The organism is Paraburkholderia sp. MM5496-R1 (genome assembly GCF_050436205.1).
Classification (GTDB): Bacteria; Pseudomonadota; Gammaproteobacteria; order Burkholderiales; family Burkholderiaceae; genus Paraburkholderia; species Paraburkholderia tuberum.
On the sequence record NZ_JBNDLT010000002.1, the window covers coordinates 2,936,033 to 2,955,879 of the forward strand.

16 protein-coding genes are annotated in these 19,847 nt (G+C 60.2%); 8 read left to right on the forward strand and 8 right to left on the reverse strand.

From position 1 onward, the window contains the following. The first annotated feature begins 42 nt into the window (after positions 1-42). Genes OKW38_RS20590 through OKW38_RS20600 form a run of 3 tightly spaced genes read left to right on the forward strand, consistent with a single transcriptional unit; the run spans position 43 to position 2,811 of the window. Positions 43-321, forward strand: coding sequence for a hypothetical protein (locus OKW38_RS20590; protein ID WP_429335374.1), 279 nt, complete (start codon positions 43-45; stop codon positions 319-321). A gap of 18 nt (positions 322-339) precedes the next feature. Next, positions 340-2,154 carry an aminopeptidase P family protein gene (locus OKW38_RS20595; RefSeq protein WP_429362853.1) on the forward strand — a complete coding sequence of 605 codons (1,815 nt, stop codon included), beginning with the start codon at positions 340-342 and terminating at the stop codon, positions 2,152-2,154. A 33-nt stretch (positions 2,155-2,187) separates the two neighbouring features. After that, the gene (locus tag OKW38_RS20600) at positions 2,188-2,811 is read left to right on the forward strand and encodes an HAD family hydrolase (RefSeq protein ID WP_090802041.1); all 624 of its coding nucleotides are present in this window, start codon (positions 2,188-2,190) and stop codon (positions 2,809-2,811) included. A gap of 14 nt (positions 2,812-2,825) precedes the next feature. Here OKW38_RS20600 and OKW38_RS20605 read toward each other — a convergent pair whose 3' ends face one another. The 6 genes from OKW38_RS20605 to ugpB all read right to left on the reverse strand — a co-directional run bounded on the left by OKW38_RS20605 (position 2,826) and on the right by ugpB (position 10,268). Continuing rightward, positions 2,826-3,950: a DUF748 domain-containing protein gene (locus OKW38_RS20605; RefSeq protein ID WP_429362855.1), complete on the reverse strand. Its 1,125-nt coding sequence runs from the start codon at positions 3,948-3,950 to the stop codon at positions 2,826-2,828. A gap of 158 nt (positions 3,951-4,108) precedes the next feature. After that, complete coding sequence (gene ettA / locus OKW38_RS20610; protein ID WP_429335371.1) at positions 4,109-5,773, reverse strand: energy-dependent translational throttle protein EttA; 1,665 nt, start codon at positions 5,771-5,773, stop codon at positions 4,109-4,111. A gap of 231 nt (positions 5,774-6,004) precedes the next feature. Next, positions 6,005-7,093: a sn-glycerol-3-phosphate import ATP-binding protein UgpC gene (locus OKW38_RS20615; RefSeq protein ID WP_429362857.1), complete on the reverse strand. Its 1,089-nt coding sequence runs from the start codon at positions 7,091-7,093 to the stop codon at positions 6,005-6,007. A gap of 50 nt (positions 7,094-7,143) precedes the next feature. After that, positions 7,144-7,989 carry a sn-glycerol-3-phosphate ABC transporter permease UgpE gene (ugpE, locus tag OKW38_RS20620; protein ID WP_429362858.1) on the reverse strand — a complete coding sequence of 282 codons (846 nt, stop codon included), beginning with the start codon at positions 7,987-7,989 and terminating at the stop codon, positions 7,144-7,146. Continuing rightward, a complete protein-coding gene (gene ugpA, locus OKW38_RS20625; RefSeq protein ID WP_090802034.1) occupies positions 7,986-8,870 on the reverse strand; it encodes a sn-glycerol-3-phosphate ABC transporter permease UgpA in 885 nt (294 codons plus the stop codon). Before ugpA ends, ugpE begins: the two co-directional genes overlap by 4 nt. Before the next feature lie 72 nt (positions 8,871-8,942). Then, complete coding sequence (gene ugpB, locus OKW38_RS20630) at positions 8,943-10,268, reverse strand: sn-glycerol-3-phosphate ABC transporter substrate-binding protein UgpB (protein WP_090802032.1); 1,326 nt, start codon at positions 10,266-10,268, stop codon at positions 8,943-8,945. A gap of 409 nt (positions 10,269-10,677) precedes the next feature. On the opposite strand from ugpB, the gene OKW38_RS20635 reads away from it, so the two are divergent. Further along, the gene (locus tag OKW38_RS20635; protein WP_429362860.1) at positions 10,678-10,911 is read left to right on the forward strand and encodes a hypothetical protein; all 234 of its coding nucleotides are present in this window, start codon (positions 10,678-10,680) and stop codon (positions 10,909-10,911) included. 77 nt (positions 10,912-10,988) lie between these two features. On the opposite strand, the gene ychF is transcribed toward OKW38_RS20635, so the two are convergent. Beyond that, the gene (gene ychF / locus OKW38_RS20640; RefSeq protein WP_429362862.1) at positions 10,989-12,083 is read right to left on the reverse strand and encodes a redox-regulated ATPase YchF; all 1,095 of its coding nucleotides are present in this window, start codon (positions 12,081-12,083) and stop codon (positions 10,989-10,991) included. Between the two features lie 85 nt (positions 12,084-12,168). On the opposite strand from ychF, the gene OKW38_RS20645 reads away from it, so the two are divergent. The 4 genes from OKW38_RS20645 to OKW38_RS20660 all read left to right on the forward strand — a co-directional run bounded on the left by OKW38_RS20645 (position 12,169) and on the right by OKW38_RS20660 (position 15,850). After that, on the forward strand, positions 12,169-13,374 hold the full coding sequence (locus tag OKW38_RS20645) for a tyrosine-type recombinase/integrase (protein ID WP_429362864.1): 1,206 nt from the start codon (positions 12,169-12,171) through the stop codon (positions 13,372-13,374). 123 nt (positions 13,375-13,497) lie between these two features. Further along, positions 13,498-14,181, forward strand: a complete 684-nt coding sequence (locus OKW38_RS20650; RefSeq protein WP_429362866.1) for a hypothetical protein — start codon at positions 13,498-13,500, stop codon at positions 14,179-14,181. Between the two features lie 105 nt (positions 14,182-14,286). Then, on the forward strand, positions 14,287-15,249 hold the full coding sequence (locus tag OKW38_RS20655; RefSeq protein WP_429362868.1) for a toll/interleukin-1 receptor domain-containing protein: 963 nt from the start codon (positions 14,287-14,289) through the stop codon (positions 15,247-15,249). A gap of 22 nt (positions 15,250-15,271) precedes the next feature. Beyond that, entirely contained in the window at positions 15,272-15,850 is a 579-nt protein-coding gene (locus OKW38_RS20660; RefSeq protein WP_429362870.1) for a hypothetical protein, read from the forward strand. Positions 15,851-16,052: 202 nt separating this feature from the next. Here OKW38_RS20660 and drt2 read toward each other — a convergent pair whose 3' ends face one another. Next, positions 16,053-17,324 (reverse strand): antiviral reverse transcriptase Drt2, encoded by a 1,272-nt coding sequence (gene drt2, locus OKW38_RS20665; RefSeq protein WP_429362872.1) that lies wholly within the window; start codon positions 17,322-17,324, stop codon positions 16,053-16,055. Positions 17,325-19,847: the final 2,523 nt, after the last annotated feature.

The following is a 19,847-nucleotide window of genomic DNA, read 5'->3' on the forward strand; positions in this document are numbered from 1 at the left end:
GATCTTGCCGTGTTTGAGCGCCCAGTCTGGAGTCGACGCCTGATGGGTTGGCCAGGCATTCTCGTACTCGGCGCGGTGATCGGCCTCGCGGGCTGGTGGTTGCATCCGCAGCGCCGCGCGAGCCGCGCCCGCTGGTGGGCCGCGCTGTTGGCCGGTGTGCTCGGCACGAGCGTCGCGCGGATGGCCGGCAACGTGACAAGTCTCTTCCATGACGGCGACATGCTCGAATGGCCGGTATGCACCGCCGTCGCGCTCGTCGCCGTCGCCGTGACGGTCGGCCTCTTGTCGCGTCAATCAACGCGCCGGTCAATCCGTCGATGAATCCTTGCAGGTAACTCCATGAACGCCCGACTTCCCGAAACCTCCTCCATTCCCGAGCGCCTCGCGAACCTGCGCGCCGCGATGGCGCGCGAGGGCATTGCCGCTTACCTCGTGCCGTCGGCGGATCCGCATCTGTCCGAGTATCTGCCAGGGCGCTGGCAAGGCCGCCAGTGGCTGTCGGGCTTCACCGGCTCGGCCGGCACGCTGATCGTCACCGCCGATTTCGCCGGCGTCTGGACCGACAGCCGCTACTGGGAGCAGGCAAGTGCGCAGCTCGCCGGCAGCGGTGTCGAGCTGATGAAGATGACCGGCGGCCAGCTCACGACGCCGCATTTCGAATGGCTCGCGCAGAACGTCGCGAGCGGCGGCACGGTCGGTGTGGACGGCGCGGTGCTGGGCGTCGCGGCCGCGCGCGCGTTGAGCGCCGCACTGAACGCGCGCGGCGTGCAATTGCGCACCGACCTCGACCTGTTCGACGCGATCTGGGCGCAGCGCCCGGCGCTGCCCGCCGACGCCGTCTTCGAGCACGCCGCGCCGCAAGCGGGCGTCACACGTGCGGACAAGCTTGCGCAGGTGCGTCGCGCGATGGTCGAGAAAGGCGCGCAGTGGCACTTCATCTCGACGCTCGACGACCTCGCCTGGCTGCTGAATCTGCGCGGCGCCGACGTCAGCTACAACCCGGTGTTCGTCGCGCACGCGCTGATCGGCGTGGATCGGGTGTCGCTATTTATCGCCGACGGCAAGGTGTCGCCGGCGCTCGCCGAAGTGCTCGGGCGCGACGGCATCAGCGTCGAGCCGTACGCGAAAACCGCCGCCGCGCTTGCTGCGCTGCCAGCCGGCAGCACACTGCTGATCGATCCGCGCCGCATCACGTACGGCTCGCTGCAGGCGGTGCCGTCGTCGGTCAAGGTGGTCGAGGCGGTCAATCCGTCCACTTTCATGAAGTCGTGCAAGACCGCCGCCGATGCCGCGCACGTGCGTGAGACGATGGAGCAGGACGGCGCCGCGCTCGCCGAATTCTTCGCGTGGTTCGAAAGCGCGCTGGGCCGCGAGCGCATCACCGAGCTGACGATCGACGAGCGTCTGACGGCAGCTCGCGCGCGCCGTCCCGGCTTCGTGTCGCTGAGCTTCGCGACGATCGCGGGCTTCAATGCGAACGGCGCGATGCCGCACTATCGCGCGACCGAGGAGTCGCATGCGGTGATCGAAGGCAACGGCCTGCTGCTGATCGATTCGGGCGGCCAGTATCTGAGCGGCACGACCGACATTACACGCGTCGTCCCGGTCGGCACGCCGAGCAGCGAACAGCGCCGCGATTTCACCGTCGTGCTGAAAGGCATGATCGCGCTGTCACGCGCGCAATTCCCGCGCGGCATCCGCTCGCCGATGCTCGACGCGATCGCGCGCGCGCCGATCTGGCAGGCCGGCGCCGACTATGGCCACGGCACCGGTCACGGGGTCGGCTACTTCCTGAACGTGCACGAAGGCCCGCAGGTGATCTCGCACTACGCACCGGCCGAACCGTGGACCGCGATGGAGGAGGGCATGATCACGTCGAACGAGCCGGGTCTGTATCGGCCGGGCAAGTGGGGCGTGCGAATCGAAAACCTCGTGCTGAACGTGGCCGCGGAAAAAACCGAATTCGGCGACTTCCTGAAGTTCGAAACGCTGACGCTGTGCCCGATCGACGCGCGCTGCATCGAGCTGTCGCTGCTGCGCGACGACGAGCGCGCGTGGCTCAACGCGTATCACGAGACGGTGCGCGCGCGCCTCGCGCCGCATGTATCGGGCGACGCGAAAGCGTGGCTGGAACTGCGCACGCAACCCATCTGAGCGTAGCGACGACCTTCCAAAGGAGCGTGGTGCATGGCGATCAAGGCAGTGGTGTTCGATTTCGGCGGTGTGCTGATCGACTGGAGTCCCGAGTACCTGTACCGCGAGCTGATTCCCGACGAACTCGAGCGCCGCTGGTTCCTCACGCACGTCTGCTCGATGGACTGGGTGATCCGCCAGGATGGCGGCCAGCCGATCGTCGAAGCCACCGACGAGCTGATCGCGCGGTTTCCCGATCACGAACCGCTGATCCGCGCGTTCTATGAGCGCTGGCACCAGATGGTGGCGGGTGTGCTCGACGACGGCATCGCGCTGATGGAAAAGCTCGAAGCGGCCGAGGTGCCGCTCTTCGGGCTGACCAACTGGTCGGCCGAGACGTTTCCGTACGCGTGGGAGCATTATCCGGTGCTGCGGCGGTTTCGCGACGTCGTCGTGTCGGGGCGCGTGAAGCTCGTGAAGCCCGACCCGGCGATCTTCGCGGAGATGCGCCGGCGCATCGAACTGCAAATGCCCGGTGTCGAGCCGGCCGAACTCGTCTTCATCGACGACAACGCGAAGAACGCCGAAGCCGCGAAGGCGCTCGGCTGGCACGGCGTGCATCACACGAGCGCCGCGCAAACGGAAGCCAAGCTGCGCGAGTTGGGCTTGCCGGTTTGAGCTGACCGCCGCCGCTACTGCCCCAGCAGATTCTTCAGCGCATTGCCGAGACCCTTGACGGTCTCGCCCGCACCCTTCGCGACGCCTTCGACGCTGACCCCGAGCGCCTGCGCAAACCCCGCGCCGATGCGCGCGAGGATCCCTTCGCGCACCGAGAACTTCGGATCGCGCAGATCGCCGTCGAGCACGAAATGCAGCGTGATATTGCCGTTATGCGTCTTCAGCGCCGCGACGGCGGCGCGGGTCGGAATCGACATGAACGTCTCGAGCGGATTGTCGGATTCGGCGAGCTGCAGATTGTGGACTGTCACCGTGCCGGGCGCATGGAGATGATAATTCCGCACCGTCGATTCGATCGTCAGATCGACGGTGCCGCCCGTCACCTGTGCGCGCGTGCCGGCCTTCTTCAGCAGATACGGATCGAGCATCGCAATATCGACGCCGTGCAGCGTGCTCGTCGTCTGCGAATCGCGGCTGGCGATTTTGATCCAGCCGTCGAACGTCACGGTGCCCGTATGCGCCGGCCCCTTCATCGCGCCGCGAACGCTGACATGGGTCGGTTCGGTAAGCGCCGGCAGATGCAGATGGTCGACGCTCGCGTTGGCGTTGCTGAGCGTGACCTTGAACGGCGGCGGCCCGACAGTCATGTCGTAGAAATGGAAGTTGCCGTGTTCGAAGCGGATATGGTCGACCAGCTTTTCGCGCGGGATCGGCGGCGCCGTGCCGGCGTTGCCCGGCTGATCGCCGCGGTTCAGCGATTCGCGCAGGTTCGGCAGCAGATTCAGCGAGCCGTCCTTCGTGCGTAACACGGCCATGTCGAAGCCGCGCACGACGACCTCGCGGATATGCATGCGCCGCGCGATCAGATCGCGCACGTCGGGGGTGATCGTGATTTCGTCGGCGCGTAGCGGTTCACCCGCTGGCCAGTCAGGCGGCGCTTTTAGCACGACGTGGGTGAGGTGTACCGAGGTGAGGCCGACGTCGATACTGTCGGCGCTGCCGAGCGGCCCGAGCGCCGCGCTGACGCGATTCTTGACTTCCTGTTGCGCGAATTGCAGCGCGCCGATCGCGATCAGAACCAACGCCAAAAGCGTTCCGCCCACGATGACGATCCAGCGCCTGCCCTTCGACATCGCCATGCCTGTCTCCTCGTCGCCGCGTCGCGCGGCGGTGTGTTGACCGTCTGTCGCGTGCGCGAGACTTTCACGCGCGCGCCTCCATCTAGCGACGATTAGCAACGCGCATGCCCCGCGGCCCGTCCGGCATCGCGCCAGACGGACCGTCGCCCGCCCGCTTCTTAACGCGAGATCGGCTTGTAGCGCAGGCGCTTCGGCCGCGCGCCTTCCTCGCCGAGACGCGCGCGCTTGTCCGCTTCGTATTCCTGGTAGTTGCCGTCGAAGAACGTGACTTGCGAGTCGCCTTCGAACGCGAGGATATGCGTCGCGATGCGATCGAGGAACCAGCGATCGTGCGAAATCACGAGCACCGAGCCCGCGAATTCGAGCAGCGCGTCTTCGAGCGCGCGCAGCGTTTCGACGTCGAGGTCGTTCGACGGTTCGTCGAGCAGCAGTACGTTGCCGCCCGCGATCAGCGTCTTCGCCAGATGCAGACGACCGCGCTCGCCGCCGGACAGATTGCCGACGATCTTCTGCTGGTCGCCGCCCTTGAAATTGAAGCGGCCGATATACGCGCGCGATGGTGTTTCGTACCTGCCGACCGTCAGCACGTCCGCGCCGCCCGAGATTTCCTCGAACACGGTCTTGGTGCCTGCGAGCGCTTCGCGGCTCTGGTCCACGTACGCGAGCTTGACGGTCGGACCCTGCACGATTTCGCCCGAATCCGGTTGCTCGCGGCCGGTCAGCATACGGAACAGCGTCGATTTGCCGGCGCCGTTCGGACCGATGATGCCGACGATCGCGCCGGCCGGGATCTTGAAGCTGACGTTATCGAGCAGCAGCCGGTCGCCGTACGACTTGGTGACGTTCTTGAACTCGATCACTTCATTGCCGAGGCGGTCGCCGACCGGAATGAAGATTTCCTGCGTTTCGTTGCGCTTCTGGTAGTCCTGGCTGTTCAGCTCCTCGAAGCGCGCGATACGCGCCTTCGACTTCGCCTGGCGGCCCTTCGGGTTCTGGCGCACCCACTCAAGTTCTTTCTTGATCGCCTTCTGGCGCGCGGACTCCGACGCTTCTTCCTGCTTCAGACGCTCTTCCTTCTGATCGAGCCAGCTGCTGTAGTTGCCCTTCCACGGAATGCCGTGACCGCGGTCGAGTTCGAGAATCCACTCGGCGGCGTTGTCGAGGAAGTAGCGATCGTGGGTGACGGCGACCACGGTACCCGGGAAGCGCGTCAGGAACTGCTCGAGCCATTCGACCGATTCCGCGTCGAGGTGGTTGGTCGGCTCGTCGAGCAGCAGCATGTCGGGCTTTTGCAGCAGCAGCTTGCACAGCGCGACGCGGCGCTTTTCGCCGCCCGACAGATGCTCGATCTTGGCGTCCCATGCCGGCAGGCGCAGTGCGTCGGCGGCGATTTCGATCTGCTGCTCGGCGCTGCCGTCGGTCGTTGCGAGGATCGCTTCGTACTTCGCCTGCTCGGCGGCCAGCGCGTCGAAGTCGGCGTCCGGCTCCGCGTAGGCCGCGTAGATTTCGTCGAGCTTCTTCTGCGCGTTGAACACGTCGCCGAGGCCTTCCTCGACCGCTTCACGCACGGTTTTCTGCGGATCGAGTTGCGGCTCCTGCGGCAGATAGCCGATGTTCAGGTTCGGCATCGGTGTCGCTTCGCCTTCGATCTCCGTGTCTACACCGGCCATGATGCGGATCAGGGTCGACTTGCCCGAGCCGTTCAGGCCGAGCAGGCCGATCTTCGCGCCGGGGAAGAACGATAGCGAAATGTCTTTCAGGATCTGGCGCTTGGGCGGCACGATTTTGCCGACCCGGTTCATGGTGAAAACGTATTGGGCCATTAGCTTGCAGTAGACGTTGACGACGCCGGCCGCGTGCGGGCGGGCAGTCGGGGGTGAATGGGTAATCGGTGTGAGGGCCGGGCGGAACACCCGGCGCCGGCCGGCGCGGCGTCGGATTCGACGACGCTGCCGCGCGCGGCATGTGGTTCAGGTGGCATTGTACTTCGCGGCGAGGGCCGGGCGGCAGGGGGTTCCGGCGGCGGGCCGCCGTCGCGGCGCGCCGCGGGCGTCTCAGTTCGCGCGCCGTCCAGTCGCCGGATCGAAGAAGTGCAGATGCTGCGCGGGCAGCACGACCTGCAGCGCCTCGCCGGCCGCGGGACGATGCGCGTGCGGCAGCCGCGCGGTCACATCGTGCTTGCCCCAGCGGCCGTGCGCGAGATTGTCCGCGCCGAGAATTTCGCAAGAATCGACGCTCAGTGTCGCGAACGGTGCGTTGGCCGTGCCCGGGCTCAGATGCTCGGGGCGAATGCCGAGCGTCCACTCGCGGCCTGTCGCGACTTCGCGGCCGATCGACGGCACGCCCGCGAGCGGCAGCTTCGGGCCGTTGCCCGCAACGTCGAAGGTCGAGCCGTCGTCCGCGACACGGCCTTCGAGCAGGTTCATCCCCGGCGAGCCGATGAAGCTCGCGACGAACACCGTGGCCGGCCGCTCGTAGACTTCGGTCGGCGCGCCGATCTGCTCGGCGTGGCCCTGGTTCATCACGATCACGCGCTGCGCCAGCGTCATCGCTTCGATCTGATCGTGCGTGACGTACAGACTCGTGGTCTTGAGGCGCGCATGCAGGCGCTGGATTTCGAGGCGCATCTGCACGCGCAGACGCGCGTCGAGATTCGACAGCGGCTCGTCGAACAGAAACACCGCCGGCTCGCGCACGATCGCGCGGCCCATCGCGACGCGCTGCCGCTGCCCGCCCGACAACTCGCGCGGCTTGCGCTGCAGCAGCGCGCCGAGCTCGAGAATCTGCGCGGCGGCTTCGACGCGTTTCGCGATCTGCGCACGATCGACGCCCGCGATCTTCAGCGCGTAACCCATGTTCTCGGCCACGCTCATATGCGGATACAGCGCGTAGTTCTGGAACACCATCGCGATGTTGCGATCCTTCGGCTCCAGTTCGTTGACGAGCTTGCCGGCGATCGAAATGCTGCCGTCGGAGATGCGCTCGAGCCCGGCGACCATTCGCAGCAAGGTCGATTTGCCGCAGCCGGACGGCCCGACCATGACGACGAATTCGCCGTCGGCGACGTCGACGTCGATGCCGTGCAACACGAACTGTTTGCCGTCGTAGGTTTTCTTAACGCTTTGCAGAGTCAGTGCAGCCATGCCGTTCTAGCCTTTGATTTTGAGTGCTTGTCGCAGTCCGCCATACCGGATCATTTTTCCGAATCCACGAGGCCGCGCACGAACCAGCGCTGCATCGTCAGCACGACGGCGAGCGGGGGCAGCATCGCGAGCAGCGTGGCCGTCATCACCAGATGCCATTCGGTCGCGGTATCGCCCGAGGCGATCATCCCCTTGATGCCGATCACCGCGGTGATCAGCGACTGCTGGCTGGTGATCAGGATCGGCCACAGATACTGGTTCCAGCCGTAGATGAACGTGATCACGAAGAGCGCCGCCATCGTGGTCCGAGACAGCGGCAGCACGACGTCCCAGAAGAAGCGCAGCGCGCCCGCGCCGTCGATGCGCGCGGCTTCCATCAGCTCGTCCGGCAGCGTCTTGAAGAACTGGCGGAACAGGAACGTCGCGGTCGCCGACGCGATCAGCGGCAGCGTCAAACCGGTGTACGTATTGCTCAGATGCATCGACGACACCACCTGCACGGTCGGGAAAATCCGCACTTCGACCGGCAGCATCAGCGTGATGAAGATCAGCCAGAACGCGAGCGTGCGAAAGGGAAAGCGGAAGTAGACGATCGCGTACGCGGAGATCATCGACACGGCGATCTTGCCGATCGCGATGACGAGCGCCATCACGAGGCTGTTGACCAGCATGCGATTGAACGGCGCCGCGGCGTTGCCGGTGCCCTGCGTCCAGATCGTGACGATGTTCTCGAACAGATGCGTGCTCGGCACGAGCGACAGCGGCACCGTGAACACCTCGTGCTCGCTCATCGTCGCCGCGCAGAACGCGACGTACACCGGAAACACCACCAGCACGACGCCGATGATCAGCACCGCGTGACAGAACAGGTCGAAACCGCGTCGGTTCTCGATCATGAGTATTGAACCCTGCGTTCGATGAAGCGGAATTGCACGACGGTCAGTGCCACGACGATGATCATCAGCACGACCGACTGCGCGCCCGAACTGCCGATGTCGAGCCCCTGGAAGCCTTCGGCGAAAATCTTGTAGATCAGCGTGCGGGTGGCCTGGCCGGGGCCGCCTCCGGTCGCCGCGTCGATCACGGGAAAGGTGTCGAAGAACGCGTAGGTGATGTTGATCACCAGCAGAAAGAACGTGGTCGGCGACAGCAGCGGCAGGGCGATGCCGAAGAAGCGGCGCACCGGACCGGCGCCGTCGATCGCGGCCGCTTCGATCAGCGAGCGCGGAATCGCCTGCAGGCCCGCATAGAAGAACAGGAAGTTATAGCTGATCTGCTGCCAGACCGACGCGAGCACGACGAGGAACATCGCCTGACCGGGGTTCAGCGCGTGATTCCACACGATGCCGTGTTTCGCGAGCGCATACGTGACGAGGCCGATGCTCGGGTTGAACAGGAACGACCACAGCACCGCGGCGATCGCGGGCGCGACCGCGTACGGCCAGATCAGCAGCGTTTGATAGGCCTTCGCGCCGCGCGTTACGCGATCCGCGCAGACCGCGAGCAACAGCGAGATCACGAGGCCCGACACGGTGACGAGCGTGCAGAACACGATCGTCGTGTTGAACGACGCCAGATACAGCGGGTCGGCGAACAGCTGTTTGAAGTTCGCGAGTCCGACGAACGCGCTCGACGTACCGAACGCGTCCTGGGTTTGCGTCGATTGCCAGAGCGCGACGCCCGCCGGCCAGAGGAAGAACACGAGCGTGATGAGCAGTTGCGGCGCGACGAGCAGGTAGGGCAGCGCGCTGGTGCCGAAGTAGGAGCGCTTTTCCATCGGAATGTCCAGAGTGTGCTGCAACGACGGGTTCCCGCGCGGGAGCGCCGGAACCCTGCCTGCAGGCGATGCTTAGTTGCTGGCCTTTTCGAAGCGGCGCAGCAGGTCGTCGCCGCGCGCGACGGACGAGTCGAGCGCCTGTTGCGGCGTCTTCTTGTCCGCCCACACCTGCTCGAGTTCTTCGTCGATCACGGTGCGGATCTGCGGCATGTTGCCCAGACGCAGGCCCTTCGTGAACGGCAGCGGCGGCTTGTTCAGCATCTGGCGGATCGCGGTGTCGCTGCCGGGGTTCTTGTCGTAGAAGCCCTGCTGGCGCGTCAGGTCATACGCGGCGGTCGTGATCGGCAGATAGCCCGTGTCCTGATGCCACTTCGCGGCGACTGGCGCCGTGGCCAGATAGGCGAGGAACTTCGCGACGCCCTTGTAGACGGCCGGGTCCTTGCCCGACAGCACCCACAGGCTCGCCCCGCCGATGATCGCGTTCTGCGGCGCGCCCTTCACGCTGTCGTCGTACGGCATCATGCCGGTGCCGAAGTTGAACTTCGCGTATTTCTTGATCGTCGCGAGCGAGCCTGACGAGTTCGTGATGATGCCGCAGTCGCCGCTATAGAACTTCGACACCGGTTCGTCCTTGCGGCCGACATAGGTGAACGTGCCGTCCTTCGCCATGTTCTGCAGGAACTGGATGTGCGCGACCTGCAGCGGCTTGTTGAATTCGAGCTGCGCGTCCATGCCGTCGAAGCCGTTGTTACGCGACGCGAACGGCGCCGCATGCCACGCGCTGTAGTTCTCGAGCTGAATCCAGCTTTGCCAGCCCGACGAGTAGCCGCACGACATGCCCGAGGCCTTCAGCTTCTGCGCATCGGTGTGCAACTCGGCCCAGGTCTTCGGCGGCTGGTTGGGATCGAGGCCAGCCTTCTTGAACGCATCCTTGTTGTAGTACAGCACCGGCGTCGAGCTGTTGAACGGCATCGAGATCAGTTCGCCGGTTTTCGAGTCGCTGTAATAGCTCGCGATGGTCGGCACGAAGGCTTTCTGATCGAGCGGCAGGCCCGCGTCCTTGAATACCTGCGTGACCGGGACGATGGCTTTCTTCGCCTGCATCATCGTCGCGGTGCCGACTTCGTAGACCTGCAGGATGGCCGGCGCATTGCCGCTGCGATAGGCGGCGATGCCGGCGGCGAGGGTCTGGTCGTAGGTGCCCTTGAACACGGGCACGATCTTGTAGTCGTTTTGCGATTTGTTGAAGTCGTTCGCGATGTCGTTCAGACGTTCACCCAGTGCGGCTTCCATGGCGTGCCAGAACTGGATTTCGGTCGCGGCGTGAGCCGCCTGGCTGACGCCGATGCTCAATACAGCGGCGACGGAAAGTGAGCGGAACAGCGGCTTGTAATTCATCGATTTGTCTCCGGTTCGGAAGGGGCGCGGACGCGAATCGCGCGATTCTAGTTGTGTTCGATGACATTCCGGCGTCGGCGCGCCGGAAGCCGAAATTTAGCATTGGCTGTCACGGAAAGGAAATAAACGGGAATCTATTCGGAAAGATCACGGGTGATGCAACTCGGGCCACGGCGCGGGCAAAAGCAATCGCCTCATGCAACACGTCCGATCGGTCGGGCCGATACCTGAAGGTTCGTACACGATTGGGTCGCCAAGGCATTCCCATCATGTCGGAGCTTTCGGCATGCCATTGACGCCTAATCCGGGAACGCACACTTTCGGCAGGGACGCCTTCTTCATGCATGGCGACAGCTAGAGTCATCCGGGTAGCCTGGCCATAGGGGCCGACGGCGCGAACGCGGAAGGTTTGGGAATCGCTCTTGCCTATGCGTTGCCGAGAAATCCCACAGCTGTGCTGAAGGTCGTAGACCCTGTCGAAGGCGACAGTCACATTCTCGCGGTATCGCGTGTGTGCGGCATTCCGTTTATTGACGATGCGCCGAAAAACTACAAGGCCAAAGCGTTGCACGCTGTTTCGGCGGTCACGACTGCAAATCCGCACATCAAGGCCCGTTGTCTCGACGCGTTGCGGAAGTCGTAGCGCGCAAACAAAAAAGCCCGCCACCCCTGAGGGTTCGCGGGCCTTAATCGCGCAGCGCAGTTTGCGCTGCTTCGCGCTTACACGTTGAACAAAAACTTCATCACGTCGCCATCATGCACGACGTACTCCTTGCCTTCCGCGCGCATCTTGCCGGCTTCCTTCGCGCCTTGTTCACCCTTGTAGGTGATGTAGTCGTCGAAGCTGATCGTCTGCGCGCGAATGAAGCCGCGCTCGAAGTCGGTGTGGATCGCGCCGGCCGCCTTCGGCGCCGTATCACCGACGTGGATCGTCCACGCGCGCACTTCCTTCACGCCGGCCGTGAAGTAGGTCTGCAGGCCGAGCAGCTTGAAGCCCGCGCGGATCACGCGGTTCAAGCCCGGCTCATGCATGCCCATGTCGGCGAGGAAGACTTCCATGTCGGCTTCGTCGAGGTCGGCGATTTCCGCTTCGACTGCCGCGCACACGGCCACGACCGGCGCGCCTTCAGCAGCCGCGAACTTCGTGATCGCGTCCAGGTGCGGGTTGTTCTCGAAGCCGTTTTCCTTCACGTTGGCGACGTACATCGTCGGCTTGGCGGTGATCAGGCAGAACGGCTTGAGGGTAGCCTTTTCTTCATCGGTCAGATCGAGCGCGCGGACCGGCTTCGCCTGGTCGAGCTGCGCGCGGACCTTCTCCAGCACCGCCGCGTTCTTCGCGGCTTCCTTGTCGTTACCCGACTTGGCCGCCTTGGAATAGCGCGCGAGCGCCTTCTCGACGGTGGCGAGGTCGGCAAGCGCGAGCTCGGTGTTGATCACCTCGATGTCCGACAGCGGATCGATCTTGTTCGCGACGTGAATCACGTTGTCGTCTTCGAAGCAGCGTACAACGTGCGTGATCGCGTCGGTTTCGCGGATGTTCGCGAGGAACTGGTTGCCGAGGCCCTCGCCCTTGCTCGCGCCGGCCACCAGACCGGCGATGTCGACGAACTCGACCACGGCCGGCAGGATGCGCTCCGGCTTGACGATTTCGGCGAGCGCCTTCAGCCGCGCGTCCGGCACCTCGACGATGCCGACGTTCGGCTCGATCGTGCAGAACGGATAGTTTTCGGCGGCAATGCCCGCCTTGGTCAGCGCGTTGAACAGGGTGGACTTGCCGACGTTGGGCAGGCCGACGATGCCGCATTTGAGGCTCATGGGAATCCTTTTTTACATCAATGACTTGCGGCTGTTGTGTATGTCTTGCGTCGGTTGCTTGGAACCGGAAAGGGACAGCCGAAGCGTGAATTCAGGGGACGAGACAGAACGGGACGAATTGGGCGTTTTAGCCACGATTTTGTCCTTGTTTTGTACTCGAAAAATGGCAATTGTAACCCTTTCGGACGCCCTGATTGGCCGTGGGCCGGGACGGGCTGGAACCATGTTGCGGGACCGGACTTTGTCCGGGCTTTGTCTCAAAGTGGGACGGAGAAGTCACAGCTTTGTCGTCGCGACCAGCGTTCGGGGCCGACAGGTGCGCGTAACGCTTGGCCGTTGGCCGCTAATCTCAGTAGATGAAGCGAGAGAACTGGCACTTCCGATCCTGCGGCGATGTCGATCTGGTGATTACGCTGTCGCGCCCGTCCAGCCGAAGTTGCCGACGCTTCGACAGGTTCTGGCGGAATACGCGAAGGCGAAAAAGGTGAAGCCGTCCAGCTTGGCGCGATACGAATCGGTTCTCAGAACTCATTTCGCCGATTGGCTTGACAGATCGGTTTCAGCCATGAAGGAACCTGCCTTCAGCGATTACTGCTATCAGTTCGCCCAGACGAAGGGAGCAGCGATAGTTGATTTGGGGCGCGGGATTGTCGGCTCGATCATCAAGTTCCTTGCGGCGGTTCACGGCGTCAAGCTTGATAACCCCTTCGCCCGTCTGAGCGTTGCCGGGTTGATGCCGAGCCGGCCTGCGCCGCGCATTCGAAAGCTAAATGAACGTGATCTTGCCGGTTGGTGGAAATCGGTCGGGCAATTACCAGAAATGCAAGTGGACTACCTGCGGCTGGTCGCACTCACCGGCTTGCGGAAGAACGAAGCACGAGCGATTCAGTGCCGAGATGTTGATTGGGCGTGTAACACGCTCACGATTCCAGAAACCAAGGGAAAGAAGCCGCACTCGCTGCCAATTACCTTGCACATGCGCGAAATCTTGGAGCGACGGTGCACAGGGCTGAAACCGGACGAAGGTTTGTTTGACGGGTTGTCAGCCGATCACGTGACCGAGATGGCAGAGCGTGCTGGTGCCCCATCGTTCACGCTGCACGACCTGCGAAAACTCCTTGCCACCGTGGGCGCACGGTTGATGATCGGAGATGCCGTTTTGCGACGGATACTTGGACATGCGCCAAAACGCGGAGATGTGCTTCATCGGCACTACATCAGTCTCGATGTTATCGATGTCGCGGAACCGTTGGCGAAAATTCAAGCGGCATTGTTGTTATACGCCGAATGAGAATCGTTCGTCGCATTCTTACGACTAGTTCGTCGGACAGGGCACTTGTGCGATACGATTTGACGATGAGAGACAGTAACTGATAGACCAGCCGCATTCATATAGTGAAGGCAAGCGGGGATTATGAAACCGGTATTCGCATCGATTTGCCTTTGTGCGGGACTGATCACGCACGCCGCAACGGCTGCGCCTATCACAGGAATCTATCCCGAATCACTTAAAGGAACGGGATCGTTTGAGTTGGGTTCGGTCATTCTCGCGTTGATGCCGCCACCTAGCCAGCCGCAAGTTGGTTGGGACTGGCAAGCCGATTCGCCTATTCAATGGCAGAACGGCTACACGTTGAATCCCGGCGCGACAAGAAGCTACCGAAACGGAGTTCTGAGAATCAACGTCATGGGGGACGTGTCCACTGTCTTGCGACAGCGCACCGATGAACTAGGTTGGACGGTCACGCTTTACACCGACGCGCCGCCAAAGTTTGGACCTGATTCCATCTCGTTTGAACCGGGTCTGACTGGTAGGGACGCGTGTTTCGGCACGCTGTACGATGGTTGCGACTTCAACCCTTTGCCTTCGTTGCAGCACGCGAAGATCAACGCAAAGTTGCTCTGTCAGTTCGACGAATCTGGGCGTCCCAACCCGTCCAACGCTAACTTCACACGCACCTACCGCGTCAGTGCTGAAGGGAAAGCGCCTACCTTAATGCAGTGGCAGAGAAGCAGCGGATCGGGTGGAAGCACGTCCACGGTGACGCTGTTGCTGAAAGCGACGCCAGCACAGGCATGCAAGCCGGATTCACCATGACCGCGGCGGTTGGGACTGCGGTCCAACGGGGCGCTAGGGCCACAGTTGCCGATTCGCATGCCGGGTAGCAGCGGACCAAAACGATTTCTCCTTAAACGGACCTGTATGGAAACAACAGTTGCACCACCCAAGGTTTTCGTCAGTCACGCCAGTGAAGACAAACAACGCTTCGTGATTCCATTTGCCACTGCGCTGAGAGAGCGTGGCATCGACGCATGGGTAGACCGATGGGAGATGCTTCCCGGCGATAGCTTGGTCGATAAGATTTTCGAAGAAGGGTTGAAGGAAGCTGCCGCTGTTGTCATCGTCATTTCCAACGCAAGCGTCGTGAAGCCTTGGGTTCGTGAAGAATTGAACGCAGCCGTGGTAGGCCGCATTCAGAAAGGAACCAAGATCATCCCGGTTGTGCTTGAGCAATGCGAGGTTCCCGAAGCCCTCAAGTCTCTATTGTGGGAGTCTGTGAAGGATGTCAACGACTTCGGCGATTGCCTTTCTCGCGTTGTAGATGCGGTGTTCGGCCATACAGCAAAGCCGCCTATCGGATCGGCCCCGGCCTATGTCCACAGCGTTGCACTGCCTCAGATCGGAGGCTTGTCCTCTGCCGACCGCTTCACTCTCAAGGTTTTGTACGATAACTTCTTGATGCGCGGTAGGGATTATGTGTCGCCGGACGCGGTTCTGGCGGCTGCGACCGAACAAGGACTGGATACCTCGGTTGTTTCGGATAGTTTGGATGTATTGGAACATCAAGGCTACATCGAACAACTCAAACACTTGGGTCCGGGGCCTTACCACGCGCGGGTTCAACCCTACGGCGTCTCGATGGTTCTGGGGAGCGAAGAATCACCGCTGATCCGCAAGGTCGGGTTGTGCTTGACGAATGACGGAATAACTGACGGCGCGGGCATCGCCGCCGCTACTGGCGAACCCTACCCGCTTGTAGATCATGCGATTGGATACCTTGAAGGCCAAGGGGTTGTGAAGGCGATCCGAGGATTGGGCGGCGTGACGGTTGTGCATCAGATCAGTCCGATGCTTCGTCGGTCCCTCGGCGCATCACACGCGTGAGAACCGATTTCTTCGACCAATCATGATCGATCACATCCAAACGGAATTGCTGTCGTCTATCCGAGACGTGGATGTGTTCCGTATCTTGCTGGCGGACTTGCACGACGACATGGAGGGCAAGGTCGTGCGATTCCGGCAGCTTGCAGACCTCTCCATGTCGCTCGGTTCGGCAGGGACCATGATGCCGGGTGGCGAAACGGCTTTGGCCGCTTGGACGGAAGCACGATCCAGCTTCGTTCACGGCAATTTCGTGGCGACAGTGTTGTTATGTCAAGGTCTTGCCGAACACATGCTTGCCGCGCACCTGACCCTTGGACTTCATGCCGAAAAGTTGCCGGATCGGGTGTCTTTCAACGAGACGTTGCAGCGATGCGTCTCGGGAGATGTCATCACGCAGCAGGACGCGGACGATCTACGTCGCCTTATGAACCTGCGTAATCCGCTCACGCACTACCGTTCCATCGACGACCCGTCGAATCTCTCTCGTCGCGTCGTGGACAGTATGAGTCCGGCAGAGACTCACTTGCTTACCGATGCCACTTTCGCGATGAGTATGGCGACTCGGTTATTGGCGCTACCGGCGTTCCGATTGGGCGACTAGTACAGTCAGTCTCGAAACCATGAGGATCGTGAAGTCATTGCCGCGTCTCCACATTCAGCAGCCGAGGCCGACTGTCGGACAGTTGATCGAGTCGAAGGGCGAACCGGATGCATTAGCGGTGTGATTGGGTTTTCCGATGTGCGACGTGCAGCGTTATTTCTTTCGTGCCTTCACGTCGCTAAATCTTACGCCCCAACGGGTGCTACTTCATGTGTTTACGTAGCCTTTTCCACAAGGGTTTCACTTGGCGCTTAATTTCCTTGGCTTCGAGGATTCCCGCCGCACGCAAAGCATATGAGACGAAATTTCGTCTGCCGAGGTAAGAGTACCGTTTATACAGTTTTCGCTTGTGCAGGATGGTTGGCGTCTCACCACGCGCCATGCGTAGATCATTCCGGCTTCGCATAGTCGCCTTGGCAAGCCGGACGCCGCGTTTCATCCTGTCAGAATACCGCGCAAGAGACGCTGAACGTAAAATTACCCGCTTACCATCGAACAAAAATCCCAAATACTGAAGGGGTTTATCCGCTGTTAGACCATCTGAATTCAAATTAAACGTGCGCGTTTCTGTCTTCTTCGGATGTAGAGGAAGTTTGTGAAGATCAGCGAATTCCTGTGCGAGCGCCAGCAGGTCTTTCCCTTTTCCATGCGGCGCGATGATTAGCATGTCATCGCAGTAACGGAAGTATTTGCCACCCCAAGCTGTGACTGCATTCCACATCATCTCATCAAAGTTCGCCATATAGATGTTGGACAGGAGTGCGCTTATGGGCGAGCCTTGTGGAATGCCTCGGGGATGTGGGTTTGTTTGGATCAGTTTGCATCCACGTACCACTTTGCGGAATTCCTCAGGTTCGCATATTCGCGAGCGAGACGCCCGTGGATTATTCAGGGAGATATGGAGCGCGGCGTAGAGATTGCGCTTATCGACCCAAGAAAATCTCGTCAGCGATTTGAATACATTATAATGATCCTTCGGCAAGGCTTCTGTGCCTAGAATGGATCGCCACGCCGCCTTTAAGATATTATGGTCGAGGTTTCCAAAAAAGTCCTGAATGTCGGTTGTGATCACGTCTGCATTGCCGATTTCCCGAATTGCAGCAAACGCCTCTTTTGCGAACTCTATGTTGCTTTTCCCCAACTTGCGAAAAGCCAGAACTGCGGGCTGATAATTGGCTGTTTTAAGATGCGCTTCGTATTTGTCGCTCAGTGCCGACGCGTAAAACGCATATATGTGACTATCGACATGAGACGCATAACTAACTGGTCGCTCCTTCGGAATGAGCGATAGTTTTTTAGTCGCTGAATCCCATTTCACCTTTTTGCTGTGTATGATGAAGTTGACAAGTGGGTAGAAAGCATGGCGGGCTACAACAGCAGGATTACCTGCAATGGCAATCGCGGCTTTTTCACTGATTGGAATGTCGAAATGCAGATACCTGCGCGGCTTATACCAGTCAACAAGATTGTTCATCGCGGCTACCTAGCAAACCGGGAGTGCGGCGGTTGGCGGCATTCCAAAAATGCGCACTCCCGGATATACACCAATGTTCTTTACATTATCTCACCCAGACATAAGCCCGGGCTTTGGCCGCTAATGTTAGAAATGCAATATCATGTCAGTGTAACCTTGGAGTTCCGCATGACGGAAATCGTGGTCTACGTGTTGTCTGCACTGCGTCTGTGCTCGGCGAGCAATTCGGCGTGGCTTGACAACCTGTCACTTTCCTCTCCGGCAAATCCGGGGAGCCTTCGGAATATAAGGCAAACAGGGTCGTCTCCGCAACTGCAAATCTGATGTGCATGCAACGGGTCCCCCTATCGTGCTTCAATGCTTGCGCCGTTCAAACAACGGGTGCTGCCGCACCGCATCGGACATAAGTAACCCGCGCAACGGCGAATGATGCAATTCCAGATTGAGCTGGTATTGTTTCGGCTGCGGAGTGCCGCGCGCGCGATCAGTTCCGGCGCGCTTCGGTCGTCAGTGGTAGTGACCCGCACTGGTGATGAACCAGCAGTGGTAATGAACCAGCGAGTGGTAATGAATCAGCACCGGTAGTGGACCACCAGTGGTAGTGAACCGCACTGGTGATGAACCAGCAGTGGTAATGAACCAGCGAGTGGTAATGAATCAGCACCGGTAGTGGACCACCAGTGGTAATGAACCAGCACTGGTAGTGAACCAGCGATGATAACGAACCGGTAGTGGTAATGAACCAGCGGATGATAGTGAACCAGCGTTGGTAATGAACCAGTGGTGGTAATGGGGCCGGCAGTGGTAATGAACCGGCAGTGGTAATGAACCGGCAGTGGTGATTAACTAGTGGTGGTGTAACCAGTGGTGGTGAATGACCAGCCGTGGTAGTGGACCGGTAGCGGTGATTAACCAGCAGCGGTAGTGAACCAGTAGCGGTAGTGAACCAGCAGCGGTGATTAACCAGCAGTGGTAGTGGACCAGTAGCGGTGATTAACCAGCAGCGGTAGTGAACCAGTAGCGGTAGTGAACCAGCAGTGGTAGTGAACCAGCAGTGGTAGTGAATCAGTAGCGGTGATTAACCAGCACTGGTAGTGAACCAGCAGTGGTAGTGAACCAGCAGCGGTGATTAACCAGCGGTGGTAGTGAACCAGCAGCGGTGATTAACCAGCGGTGACAGATGACCGGCACTGGTTGTGGCGCATGAAGTAACGATTGGTGTTACAGAGAATTAGGAATAGGCACATATCGGCCCTGATGATAACCAGTCATGAATAGGAATTCGAATTCATCTTACCTGTTTACGGGCGCGAAGCGCACGGCCCGAAGGGCTGAATTTTCCCTATTATGATAGTTAGTCGTTCATTGGTGTTAATCCAGTTCGCGTGCGAAGCACGGCCCGCAGGGCTGGACCTTGCCCTATTATGAATAGTTATTCATCATTGGTTCTAATTCATGCCCTTCGGGCCGTGCGCTTCGCGCCCGTTCACTGATTTGTTTTAACTAGTCATTGACCAGTGAACGATTGTTACAGACACAATTCGGCTGTCCGACCCGAACTGTATCTGAACAAGACACAACCAGACTAGGACATCTTTCGATGTGGGGCGGTCACGCTGTACCCCTTTAACCCTTTCTTATGACGCTCGTGTTGTTCATCTCGGTCTGATACGAGATGCACGAAGGTGGTCGTTTGTATCCACCATCATTTACGATGTTTGAAGCCCATCGCTGCTGTCTGCTTCTTATAGCGAGTCGGAATCTCGAAGGCTACTGTCTCTGTTAGAACAGGTTCGCCATGTCTTGGTAATCGCCCGACACAAGGCTTTAACTTCCGAAGTGATTCACTTGTATATTGCGGGGAAGCTTGCCCGGTCATTGATGCCGGAACGCTTCGCACCACATTCTTCTACTACTATTTAGTCATTCGAGATTTTTCAGAATTCGCAGACCGGCTAGACCGATGCGCCCTAGCAGACATCGTGCATGACGATGCCGGGACGCCGTGTTCATATTGCATCACCGTGACGGGACCAGGTTTCTTGGCGTCTCGGATTGCCTTTACGCCAGCTACAACTGCGAATTCGGAAGATTTAATGTTTCGCATCTATTTCTAAAATTTCATGCCTTCAGCGCCATACCTACATCCGAGTGCGGACGCGAGCGAGTAATAAGAGTGACGTGAAGACGGAGGGGATCGGTTTCACAGCAAGGCCCGAACAAGGCTTTTTGCAACATCACGAATGATGTTCGAGGAAACCACCGGGGAAATTCATATAGATGCGGAGCAAGTTTCCGCTTGAAAAGGATCGGTCGAACGACGCACTTTTCATCAGAACCGATATTATACCGCAAACATGGGCAGATGTCAACCTTTTTTGTTGACATCTGCCTCATTCTATGCGCAAGTTTCCGAGGAACTACGGTCCATCAAGGGTCCCTTTTGGCTATGGCCCAAGCGGACCTATACGGTTCCAGTTCGGAAAGCGCGTTTCCAAGTGTCAACCGAACCGGATCGTGCGA

Coding starts and splice junctions, on each gene's coding strand:
- OKW38_RS20615 (WP_429362857.1), bottom strand. CDS start 7,093: ATGGCTGCACTGACTCTGCAAAGCGTTAAGAAAACCTACGACGGCAAA.
- ychF (WP_429362862.1), bottom strand. CDS start 12,083: ATGAGCCTCAAATGCGGCATCGTCGGCCTGCCCAACGTCGGCAAGTCC.
- OKW38_RS20650 (WP_429362866.1), top strand. CDS start 13,498: ATGAAACCGGTATTCGCATCGATTTGCCTTTGTGCGGGACTGATCACG.
- OKW38_RS20600 (WP_090802041.1), top strand. CDS start 2,188: ATGGCGATCAAGGCAGTGGTGTTCGATTTCGGCGGTGTGCTGATCGAC.
- OKW38_RS20660 (WP_429362870.1), top strand. CDS start 15,272: ATGATCGATCACATCCAAACGGAATTGCTGTCGTCTATCCGAGACGTG.
- ugpE (WP_429362858.1), bottom strand. CDS start 7,989: ATGATCGAGAACCGACGCGGTTTCGACCTGTTCTGTCACGCGGTGCTG.
- OKW38_RS20595 (WP_429362853.1), top strand. CDS start 340: ATGAACGCCCGACTTCCCGAAACCTCCTCCATTCCCGAGCGCCTCGCG.
- drt2 (WP_429362872.1), bottom strand. CDS start 17,324: ATGAACAATCTTGTTGACTGGTATAAGCCGCGCAGGTATCTGCATTTC.
- OKW38_RS20590 (WP_429335374.1), top strand. CDS start 43: ATGGGTTGGCCAGGCATTCTCGTACTCGGCGCGGTGATCGGCCTCGCG.
- ettA (WP_429335371.1), bottom strand. CDS start 5,773: ATGGCCCAATACGTTTTCACCATGAACCGGGTCGGCAAAATCGTGCCG.
- ugpA (WP_090802034.1), bottom strand. CDS start 8,870: ATGGAAAAGCGCTCCTACTTCGGCACCAGCGCGCTGCCCTACCTGCTC.
- OKW38_RS20655 (WP_429362868.1), top strand. CDS start 14,287: ATGGAAACAACAGTTGCACCACCCAAGGTTTTCGTCAGTCACGCCAGT.
- ugpB (WP_090802032.1), bottom strand. CDS start 10,268: ATGAATTACAAGCCGCTGTTCCGCTCACTTTCCGTCGCCGCTGTATTG.
- OKW38_RS20605 (WP_429362855.1), bottom strand. CDS start 3,950: ATGGCGATGTCGAAGGGCAGGCGCTGGATCGTCATCGTGGGCGGAACG.